Origin of the sequence: Pseudomonas sp. JL2 (genome assembly GCF_031570495.1) — a bacterium.
Classification (GTDB): Bacteria; Pseudomonadota; Gammaproteobacteria; order Pseudomonadales; family Pseudomonadaceae; genus Aquipseudomonas; species Aquipseudomonas rhizophila.
Genome location: NZ_JAKUDH010000046.1, coordinates 1 through 9624, shown reverse-complemented (window position 1 = coordinate 9624; position 9624 = coordinate 1). Strand labels below are relative to the sequence as shown.

At 61.2% G+C, this 9624-nt stretch carries 10 protein-coding genes; 9 read left to right on the top strand and 1 reads right to left on the bottom strand.

Annotated features, from left to right (window positions below; all coding sequences use genetic code 11):
• From MKS85_RS28455 to MKS85_RS28420, 8 genes are all read left to right on the top strand, one after another.
• Nucleotides 1–305 (top strand): hypothetical protein (locus MKS85_RS28455; protein WP_310663246.1); only part of this gene is annotated, 305 nt, incomplete at its 5' end.
• Between the two features lie 153 nt (nucleotides 306–458).
• Nucleotides 459–1613, top strand: a complete 1155-nt coding sequence (locus tag MKS85_RS28450) for a mandelate racemase family protein (protein WP_047230519.1) — start codon at nucleotides 459–461, stop codon at nucleotides 1611–1613.
• Nucleotides 1614–1684: 71 nt separating this feature from the next.
• The gene (locus tag MKS85_RS28445; RefSeq protein WP_107321500.1) at nucleotides 1685–3307 is read left to right on the top strand and encodes an ABC transporter substrate-binding protein; all 1623 of its coding nucleotides are present in this window, start codon (nucleotides 1685–1687) and stop codon (nucleotides 3305–3307) included.
• 34 nt (nucleotides 3308–3341) lie between these two features.
• Nucleotides 3342–4379 carry an ABC transporter permease gene (locus tag MKS85_RS28440; protein WP_047230517.1) on the top strand — a complete coding sequence of 346 codons (1038 nt, stop codon included), beginning with the start codon at nucleotides 3342–3344 and terminating at the stop codon, nucleotides 4377–4379.
• Nucleotides 4379–5287, top strand: a complete 909-nt coding sequence (locus MKS85_RS28435) for an ABC transporter permease (RefSeq protein ID WP_047230516.1) — start codon at nucleotides 4379–4381, stop codon at nucleotides 5285–5287. Before MKS85_RS28440 ends, MKS85_RS28435 begins: the two co-directional genes overlap by 1 nt.
• 11 nt (nucleotides 5288–5298) lie before the next feature.
• The gene (locus MKS85_RS28430) at nucleotides 5299–6138 is read left to right on the top strand and encodes an ABC transporter ATP-binding protein (protein WP_076386261.1); all 840 of its coding nucleotides are present in this window, start codon (nucleotides 5299–5301) and stop codon (nucleotides 6136–6138) included.
• 10 nt (nucleotides 6139–6148) lie between these two features.
• On the top strand, nucleotides 6149–6916 hold the full coding sequence (locus MKS85_RS28425) for an ABC transporter ATP-binding protein (RefSeq protein WP_188252260.1): 768 nt from the start codon (nucleotides 6149–6151) through the stop codon (nucleotides 6914–6916).
• 139 nt (nucleotides 6917–7055) lie between these two features.
• Nucleotides 7056–7778, top strand: coding sequence for an oligogalacturonate-specific porin KdgM family protein (locus MKS85_RS28420; RefSeq protein WP_076386258.1), 723 nt, complete (start codon nucleotides 7056–7058; stop codon nucleotides 7776–7778).
• 153 nt (nucleotides 7779–7931) lie between these two features.
• On the opposite strand, the gene MKS85_RS28415 is transcribed toward MKS85_RS28420, so the two are convergent.
• Nucleotides 7932–8675 carry a FadR/GntR family transcriptional regulator gene (locus MKS85_RS28415; protein ID WP_047230512.1) on the bottom strand — a complete coding sequence of 248 codons (744 nt, stop codon included), beginning with the start codon at nucleotides 8673–8675 and terminating at the stop codon, nucleotides 7932–7934.
• Nucleotides 8676–8772: 97 nt separating this feature from the next.
• Between MKS85_RS28415 and MKS85_RS28410 the strand changes: the two genes are divergently transcribed.
• Entirely contained in the window at nucleotides 8773–9486 is a 714-nt protein-coding gene (locus tag MKS85_RS28410) for a FadR/GntR family transcriptional regulator (protein WP_047230511.1), read from the top strand.
• The last annotated feature ends 138 nt before the right edge of the window (nucleotides 9487–9624 follow it).

The following is a 9624-nucleotide window of genomic DNA, read 5'->3' as shown; positions in this document are numbered from 1 at the left end:
CCCCTGTGGGAGCGAGCCTGCTCGCGATGACGGCGGCCCATTCAGCACCACCGGTTCAGGCAGACCGCTATCGCGAGCAGGCTCGTTCCCACAGTTTTGATCGCGGTGTTCACAGATTCTATGCCCGCCACAGAGCCCCTGTGGGAGCGAGCCTGCTCGCGCTGACGGCGGCCCATTCAGCCCCACCGGTTCAGGCAGACCGCTATCGCGAGCAGGCTCGTTCCCACAGTTTTGATCGCCGGTGTTCTGGTCTTTCCAAGTCCTACCTGGTAACGCTGTGGTATGACGACTTCTGTTTTTTATGATGTGAGAAATAACCTCTTCGCTATGGAGACCCCATCATCTGTTGGTTTTTGTGTGATTTACCGGTTGACAGTCTGACGGAAACGTCCGAATAATCAGCTACGTTGTATGACGACATACAAATAAAAATCACAATACATGGTGTTCTTCCCCCTATGAGAATCACAGGCGTTCACGTCGAAGTCTTTTCCACCCCTTCGCGCCGCGCTCAAGACAGCGCCGGCCACGCTCATCCGGGCGAGGAGGTTCTGATCAAGATGGCCTTGCTGCGAATTGGCTGCGATGACGGCAGCGAGGGCTATGCCTTCGGTCCGCCTGAGTTGGTTCGTCCGCACATCATCGAGTCCTTTGTGCGCAAGGTGCTGATCGGCCGGGACCCAATGGACCGCGAAAGCATCTGGCAAGACTTGGCGCACTGGCAGCGCGGCAGCGCCGGGCAGTTCACCGACCGCGCGTTGGCGCTGGTGGAACAAGCGCTGTGGGACCTGGCCGGGCGCAAGCTCAAGTTGCCGGTACACAAGCTGATTGGCGGCTATCGCGACAAAGTGCCGGCGTACGGTTCGACGATGTGTGGCGATGATCTGCCGGGGGGCTTGTCCACGCCGGACGAGTACGGCCAGTTCGCCGAAAAACTGGTCCAGCGCGGCTACAAGGCCATCAAGTTGCACACCTGGATGCCGCCGATTTCCTTCGCCCCGAATCCGCAGATGGACATTCAAGCCTGCGCCGCCGTGCGGGAGGCAGTCGGTCCGGACATCGCGCTGATGCTCGACGGCTACCACTGGTACAGCCGCATGGACGCGCTGACCATTGGCAGGGCGCTCGAGCAACTCAATTTCGCCTGGTTCGAAGAACCGATGATGGAAGATTCCGCTGAGTCCTATGCCTGGCTGGCGGCCAATCTGGACATCCCGGTACTGGGCCCGGAAAGCATCGCCGGCAAGTTCCACAGCCGCGCCAGTTGGGTCACCCATAAGTCCTGTGACATCCTGCGCGCGGGCGTGGCCGGGGTCGGGGGGATCGGGCCGTGCCTGAAGGTGGCGCACCTGGCCGAGTCGTTCGGCATGGACTGTGAAGTCCACGGCAATGGCGCGGCGAACCTGGCTGTAGTCGGTGCAATCAGCAATTGCCGCTGGTACGAGCGCGGCCTGTTGCATCCCTTCCTCGACTACGAAGAAGTCCCTGCGCACCTCAATAGCATCGTCGACCCGATGGACGCCGACGGTTTTGTGCACCTGTCTGATCGGCCTGGGTTGGGCGAGGACATCAACTTCGCGTATATCGAGGCCAATACCTTGTCTCGACATTGATCGCGCACCACGTCCGCGGCCGATAGCTGCCCGGACGACAAGTCTTTATAAATATAAGAAAGGACTGAACCATGAAACTCTGGCCCAAGCGCCTGACCAGGCTGCTGTGTGTCACCGTGGCCCTGTGCACAGTGCAGGTGCCCGTCAGCCTGGCTCAAGGCGAAACGCCCGCCGACCAATTGGTGGTGGGCATGAGCATGATAAACCTGCTGTCCCTGGACCCCGCCGCGGCAACCGGCCTGGAGGTCGCCGAGGTTAACGCCAACGTTTATGACATGCTCCTGGAGCAGGACGCGGCGCAACCGGACACGCTGATCCCGGCCCTGGCGAAAACCTGGGAGGTCAGCCCCGACCGCATGCGCCTGACCTTCCAGTTGCGCGATGACGTGCGTTTTCACTCCGGCGCACCGCTCACCGCGCAAGACGTCGCCTGGTCGCTACAACGGGTGGTCACCCTCAACCGCGCCCTGGCTTCGACCTGGAAAGCCTACGGTTTCACCGCCGACAACGTCAGCAAACTGATGCGCGCCGAAGGGCCGCATACCTTTGTCATGGACCTGCCGCGCAGCACCGACCCGATGCTGGTGCTTAACACTCTGGCGACCTCTCCCAGCGCCTTCATCATTGATCGCTCGGTCGCTTTGCAACATCAGGTCGGTGATGATCAGGGCGCCGCGTGGCTGGCGACCCACACAGCCGGCTCCGGTGCCTTCAAGCTCGACATCTGGCGCGCCAACGACGTGATTCTGATGAGTCGTCATGACGACTATTGGCGCGGCCCCGCGAAGTTGCGCCGGGTGATCATGCGCAACATGACCGAGTCCCAGGCCTTGCGCCTGATGGTCGAGCGCGGTGACCTGGACGTCGCCCGAGGCATGGCGGCCACCGACATCAAGGCGCTGGGCAAGGTCGATGAGGTACGCATCCAGAGCATCGCCCGTGGCACGCTGTATTACGTGGCGATGAGCATGCAACAGCCGCTGTTCCAGGACATCCGCGTGCGCCAAGCCATCCGCCTGCTGATCGACTACCAGGGCATCAACGATGTGGTGATGCCGCACTACGGGGTGATCAATCAGCGGCCGATGCAACTGGGGCTGCCGGCACGCCTGGAAGATCCTGGCTATCGCCTGGATGTGGCCGAGGCGAAGCGTCTGCTGGCAGCGGCGGGGCACGCCGAAGGCTTCAAGGTGAGCATCCGCTCGCTGACCGATCCGCCGTTCATCAACATCGCCACCAGCCTGCAAGCGACGCTGGCCCAGGCAGGTATCCAGGCCACGATCATCACCGGCACGGGAAATCAGATTTACGGTGCAATGCGCGACCGCCAGTTCGACATCCTCGTCGGTCGTGGTGGTGGCGGGGCGGAGCGTCATCCGCATTCAAGCCTGCGGGCCCTGGTCTACAACCCGGACAACCGCACCGAAGCCAAGCTGAGCAACTTCCAGGGCTGGCGCACCTCGTTCTTCAACCCGCAGCTCAATCAGTTGATCGAGCAGGCCGAGCGCGAGCAAGACCCCGAGCGCCAGCGGGAAATGTACGCGCAGATCCAGACCCTCTACGACCAGCAGGCCGGAGCAATCATGCCGGTTTCACAGATGGTCGACGAAGTGGTGATCCACGCCGACGTGCGCAACTACATCGGCCATACCGCCGCCACCACACGTCTTCGGGACGTTTACAAGCAGCGCTGAAATCGACGGCCGCAGGGCCAAGGCAGGAATGAACATGTCGACTGCATCCTTTTCAATCTGGACATCCCGGGTCGCTTCGGCGTCCCGGCGCAGCGGGTCGGTGGCGGTGACGCTGCTGGGGCTGCTGCTACTGACCTTTTTCATCGGACGGGTCATGCCCCTGGACCCGGTGCTGGCCATCGTCGGCCCGGACGCTGACGCCTCGGCCTACGCCCAGGTGTATCAAGAGCTAGGCCTGGACAAACCGTTGTGGACGCAGTTCGCGATCTACCTCGGCGACCTGCTGCACGGTGACTTCGGCATGGCCTTGCTGACAGGCAACCCGGTCATCACCGACATCGCCCGGGTCTTCCCGGCCACCTTGGAACTGGCCACCCTGGCCATTCTGTTCGGCGTGTTGGCGGGCTTGCCGCTGGGCGTCTACGCGGCGACACATCAGGGGCGTGCCGGGGACCATATCGCGCGGCTGATCACGCTGTTCGGCTACTCCACGCCGATTTTCTGGATCGGCATGATGGCCTTCCTGGTGTTCTACGCCTGGCTGGGTTGGGCCGGTGGCGTCGGGCGCATCGGCCTGGCTTATGACGGGCTGATCCCCAAACACACCGGGCTGCTGTTGATCGACACCGCCTGGTCCGGCGATTGGGAGGCCTTTCGCAGCGCGTTGCGCCACATCCTGCTGCCGGCGGTGATCCTCAGTTTCAACTCGGTGGCTTACATCAGCCGCATGACCCGCAGCTTCATGCTCGAGCAGCTGTCCCAGGAGTACATCATCACCGCCCGGGTCAAGGGTTTGTCCCAGCGGCGAATCGTCTGGGGCCATGCCTTCGGCAACATCCGCGTGCAGCTGTTGACCATCGTTGCGCTGGCCTACGGCGGGCTGTTGGAAGGCGCGGTGCTGATCGAAACCGTATTTGCCTGGCCGGGCTTCGGTCAGTACCTGACCAGCAGCCTTTTGCTTGGCGACATGAACGCGGTGATGGCCTGTGTCCTGCTGATCGGCCTCATCTTCGTGACGCTGAACCTGATCAGCGACGCGCTGTACAAGATCTTCGACCCGAGGACTCGCTAATGAACCTGCCTCTTGCTTCCAGCGCAGCCGGCAGTGCCGCGCTGCCATCTTCAAGTACGGCAGCGATGGCCGTCAGTGCCTTGCGCCTGCTGCGTTTCCTGCTGCGCAACCCGATGACCTTTGCCGGCCTGATCGTTGTCTCGACCCTGATGCTGGTTGCGGTTTTCGCGCCATGGATTGCCGGTCACGATCCGCTGTTGCAGAACCTTGCCGGGGCGTTGCAAGCACCCAGCAGCGTCCACTGGTTCGGCACTGACGAATACGGTCGCGATGTCTTCGCCCGCTTGGTTTACGGCTCGCGCATCACCCTGTACATCGTTTTGCTGGTGACCGTGATTGTCGGGCCAATCGGCTTGCTGGTGGGCACGGTGTCCGGTTACTTCGGCGGTTGGGTCGACAGCCTGTTCATGCGCATCACCGACATCTTCATCTCGTTTCCCAGCCTGGTCCTGGCGCTGGCGTTCATCGCTGCCCTCGGCCCGGGCCTTGAGCATGCGGTGATCGCCATCGCACTGACCGCCTGGCCGCCGATTGCCCGACTCGCTCGCGCTGAAACCCTGCCGCTGCGCAACGCTGACTTCGTCGTGGCGGTGCAGCTTCAAGGCGCGTCGAGTACCCGGGTCATCCTGCGCCACATCATTCCGATGTGCCTGTCCTCGGTGATCATCCGCCTGACCATGAACATGGCGAGCATCATTCTCACCGCCGCCGCCCTGGGCTTTCTCGGCCTCGGCGCCCAGGCACCGTTGCCGGAATGGGGCGCTATGATCTCGACCGGACGGCGCTACATGCTCGAAAGCTGGTGGCTGGTGGCGGCGCCCGGTGCGGCGATCATGCTGGTCAGCCTGGCCTTCAACCTGTTGGGCGACGGTTTGCGCGACGTCCTTGACCCACGTAGCCAATCCTGAGGAGCAGCCCCATGACTGAGATAAAACTTGCCGTACAGGACTTGTGTGTGGAGTTTCGCAACGCCGGCAAAATCTCCCGCGCGGTGCGTGACGTGTCGTTTACTTTGGGTCGGGAAAAACTCGCCATCGTTGGTGAATCCGGCTCGGGCAAGTCCACCGTTGGCCGCAGTCTCTTGCGCTTGCATCCGCCGACGGCGCGAGTCACCGCCAAGACGTTGCGTTTTGCCGATATCGACTTGCTGGCCGCCAGCGAAAAGCAGATCCAGGCGATTCGCGGTGCGCGCATGTCGATGATCATGCAAGACCCCAAGTACTCGCTGAACCCGGTGGTGCGGGTCGGCGAACAAATCGCCGAGGCCTATCTGGCCCATCACAAAGTGCCCCATCGCGAGGCCCGCGAACGCGCCTTGGACATGCTCGCCAAGGTACACATTCGCGACCCGCAGCGGGTCTACGACCTGTACCCCCATGAAGTCTCGGGTGGCATGGGCCAGCGCATCATGATCGCCATGATGGTGATCACCGACCCCCAGGTGATCATCGCCGACGAACCGACCTCGGCCCTCGACGTCTCGGTGCGCCGCCAGGTGCTCAACGTGTTGGAGGAGTTGGTCAGCGAGCGCGACCTCGGGCTGATTTTCATCAGCCACGATTTGAATCTCGTGCGGAATTTCTGTGACCGCGTGCTGGTGATGTACGCCGGCCGCGTGGTCGAGTCGATTGCCGCCGCCGACCTGGATCAAGCCAGCCATCCCTATACCCGTGGCCTGCTGGCCGCACTGCCGAGCCTGGATCATCGGCGCGCCACGCTGCCGGTGTTGCAGCGTGACCCGCAGTGGTTGAATGCTTGAGGAGCCTGTCATGAGCATGATTGAAATCGCCGGCCTGAACCTTTGTTTTGGCACCGGCGCGGCACTGAACGCGGTATTGCACGACGTCGATTTGAGTGTTGCCGAAGGCGAGGCATTCGGCCTGGTAGGGGAGTCCGGTTCGGGCAAGACCACCGTGCTGCGCTGTCTGGCCGGGCAGTATCAGCATTGGACCGGGCAACTGCAGATCGCCGGCCAGGCCGTGACCCGCAACCTGCCGCTGAACCACTATCGTACGGTGCAGATGGTGTTCCAGGATCCCTACGCCTCGCTGCATCCGCGCCACACCATTGATGCCGCGTTGCAGGAACCGTTGCGCATCCACGGCATCGACGGGCGTGCGCAGAAGGTCAGCGAGATCCTGCGCAAGGTCGGCTTGAACGACAGCTTCCGCTTTCGTTACCCGCATCAATTATCCGGTGGCCAGCGCCAGCGCGTGGCGATCGCCCGCGCGTTGATCCTGCGTCCCCGGGTGCTGTTGCTGGACGAACCGACCTCGGCGCTGGATGTCTCGGTGCAGGCGGAAATCCTCAACCTGCTGGCCGACTTGCGCCGCCAGGAAGGCCTGACCTACCTGATGGTGACCCACGATCTGGCGGTGGTTGCGCACTTGTGCGATCGGGTCGCGGTGATGCAGCAGGGCAGGGTGGTGGAGACGCTCGACAGTCAGCTTCTGGCGAGTGACGGTGCCACGCACGCGTACACCCGTTTGCTGGTGCAGGCCAGTCGCGACATACAAGGCATCCCTGTCGCCGTTTGAATTAAACCCTGATTCATCAGTTGCACTTGTTTTAACCCGTAAAAGACGTTGAACCCCAGGTTTCAATGCCGCGCACGCGCTCGCCTGTGATTTAGCGTTTAACCCAACTAACCCGTTCAACCAACAAGAATAAAAAAACATGAAAAAGACATTGGTAATACTTTCTCTCGCTTCCTTGTTTACTTCGGTTATTGCCCAGGCCGATACCGGCTATATCAATGTACGCCACCAATATGCGGAAAAAAGTCGCATGCATGCCGACCGTGCCAAGTTTGGTATTCGGCTGGACAGTGGCTTGGGTCTGGAGGGTGAACTCAAATACAAGACCGCCGGTGACCGGCAAGACGTCGCCTTCGACAATACCGTCGGCAGCGGTCATGAATTTACCGTCAACTACCAGCACAAGATCAATGATCGCTGGATGCTGACGCCCTCGTTGGCCCTGGACAGCGACGAAGAATCCACCACCTACAAGCTGGGCCTGCGCCTGGGTTACCGCGTGACCAAAGAGTTGAGCATCGCCGGTCGCTACCGTTTGGATTCAGCCAAACTGGACCGCGACAAGATCGACCGTGACGTGCCGCATAATGGGCAGGACGATCAGACGGTCAACCGTTACGATGTATATATCAACTATGGCCCCCAAGGACCGTGGGCCTATGAATATCAGTTGACTTACTTCGATGCCGACTACATTCGCTATAACGGCGGCACCGACGATTATGAACAGAACGCCGTGGTCAAATACCAGTGGGATAAACGCTGGGCACCGTTCTTTGAAGTGGGTGATATTAAAGTCAACTCGGTCGACAGCGATCGCCAGTTGCGGCTGCGGGTCGGTGTTAAATACAGCTTCTTCTAAATTGTAGGAGCACGGGTCGACGCTAAGTCTGTGAACACCGGGATCAAAACTGTGGGAGCGAGCTTGCTCGCGATGGCGTCGGATCGGCAGACATCGATGTTGAATGTACCGCCGTCATCGCGAGCAAGCTCGCTCCCACAGGGGGGCGGGGGGTCATTCGTTGTAAAAAGCCTGCCGCTGCTGCGTTTCACACAGGCGCATGCGGCTATTGCTCAAATGCAGGTACATGGCCGCCCGCGCCGCGTCGACATTACCACTGGCGATGGCGTCGAAGATCTGTTGATGTTCGGCGTTGATCCCCTGCAGGTAGGCGCTGCGATCACTCTGCCCGGAATAGGCGGAGTTCATCCGGGTACGTGGGATCAGCTTGGTACCCAGGTGCTTCATGATGTCGATCAGGTAGTAATTGCCAGCGGCCTTGGCGATTTTCAGATGGAACTGGAAATCGGCATTGATGGTGGTGCCGGACTTTTCCGGGCCTTGCAGCAACGCTTCCAGCGCCTGGGCCAGTTCGGCCAGGGCTTGGGGCGTGGCGCGCTCGGCAGCCATGCCGGCGGCCTGGACTTCCAGGCTCAGGCGAAACTCCAGCAGGTTGAGCACATCCGACAACGTGGCAATCGTCGCCGGCCCGAGGGTAAAGCCCTCCGGGGCCGGCATGTCCAGGACAAAGGTACCGACGCCATGCCGCGTCTCCACCAGCCCCGCCGCCTGCAAGCGCGACAGCGCTTCACGCACCACCGAACGACTGACGCCCTCGGCTTCCATGATATGCACTTCGGTGGGGAGCTTTTCGCCGCGCTTGAGAATGCCTTCACGCATGCGCTGGGCAAAGCGGTCCACCAGTGTTTCGGCGAGGCGGCGCGGTTTATTCAATGGAGATAACGCTTGATCCGTCATCGGCTTGCTCTAGTGTGATCAGCCGGCATTATAGTGCGTTTCGACGTTAGGTCGCGGCTATAATGCCGCGATCGTCTGGCTTTAATGGATAGGTGCAATGGACCGTGTCACACCCGATCGACGCCTGAGCATGACCCAGCAACTGGTGGTCGATCTGACGCAGCAGATACTGGCCGGCGAACTGCCCGCAGGCAGCAAACTGCCGACCGAGCAGGTCATCATCAAGGACCGTGGCGTCAGTCGTACGGTGGTTCGCGAAGCCATGTCGCGGTTGCAGGCCGAAGGCCTGGTGGAAACGCGTCACGGCATCGGCACCTTCGTGGTCGACACCGCCCGCCCGGGGGATTTCCAGGGTAGCAAGCACGTCAAGGGTGGCGCGTACGACGCGCTGGCGGTGATCGAATTGCGCCAGAGCCTGGAAGTCGAAGCCGCTGGCATCGCCGCCCAACGCGCTACGCCGCAGCAGTTACTGGCGATGCGTGAAGCGCTGGATGTGGCGAACGCTTCTGAAGCCGCGGATGCCGAAAGCGCCCAGGTGGATTTCGAATTTCATTTACAGATCGCCCAGTGCACCGGCAACAGCTTCTTTATCGATGCCATGGCCCATGTGGGCAATACGTTGATCGCGGTGGTTCAACAGGCGGGGCCAGCTGTCACGGCTGAGAATCGCGCCTTGGTGATTCGTGAGCGCGAGCAAATCTACGCAGCGTTGGCGCGCCATGATGCCGAAGCAGCCCGTGCTTCGATGCGGTTACATTTGATCAACATGCTGCAGCGGGTGCGGGGAGCGGTTGAGTCGACGACGCAATAACCTCCACAAAACCTGTGCCCACCACACCCCCCTGTGGGAGCGGGCTTGCTCGCGAAGACGGCGACCCATCCAACATCACCGTTTCAGACAGACCGCCATCGCGAGCAGGCTCGCTCCCACAGTTTTGATTGACGGTGT

Excerpts from the sequence above, each read along its gene's own strand:
- MKS85_RS28450 (WP_047230519.1), top strand. The coding sequence starts at position 459 with ATGAGAATCACAGGCGTTCACGTCGAAGTCTTTTCCACCCCTTCGCGC.
- MKS85_RS28445 (WP_107321500.1), top strand. The coding sequence starts at position 1,685 with ATGAAACTCTGGCCCAAGCGCCTGACCAGGCTGCTGTGTGTCACCGTG.
- MKS85_RS28440 (WP_047230517.1), top strand. The coding sequence starts at position 3,342 with ATGTCGACTGCATCCTTTTCAATCTGGACATCCCGGGTCGCTTCGGCG.
- MKS85_RS28435 (WP_047230516.1), top strand. The coding sequence starts at position 4,379 with ATGAACCTGCCTCTTGCTTCCAGCGCAGCCGGCAGTGCCGCGCTGCCA.
- MKS85_RS28430 (WP_076386261.1), top strand. The coding sequence starts at position 5,299 with ATGACTGAGATAAAACTTGCCGTACAGGACTTGTGTGTGGAGTTTCGC.
- MKS85_RS28425 (WP_188252260.1), top strand. The coding sequence starts at position 6,149 with ATGAGCATGATTGAAATCGCCGGCCTGAACCTTTGTTTTGGCACCGGC.
- MKS85_RS28420 (WP_076386258.1), top strand. The coding sequence starts at position 7,056 with ATGAAAAAGACATTGGTAATACTTTCTCTCGCTTCCTTGTTTACTTCG.
- MKS85_RS28415 (WP_047230512.1), bottom strand. The coding sequence starts at position 8,675 with ATGACGGATCAAGCGTTATCTCCATTGAATAAACCGCGCCGCCTCGCC.
- MKS85_RS28410 (WP_047230511.1), top strand. The coding sequence starts at position 8,773 with ATGGACCGTGTCACACCCGATCGACGCCTGAGCATGACCCAGCAACTG.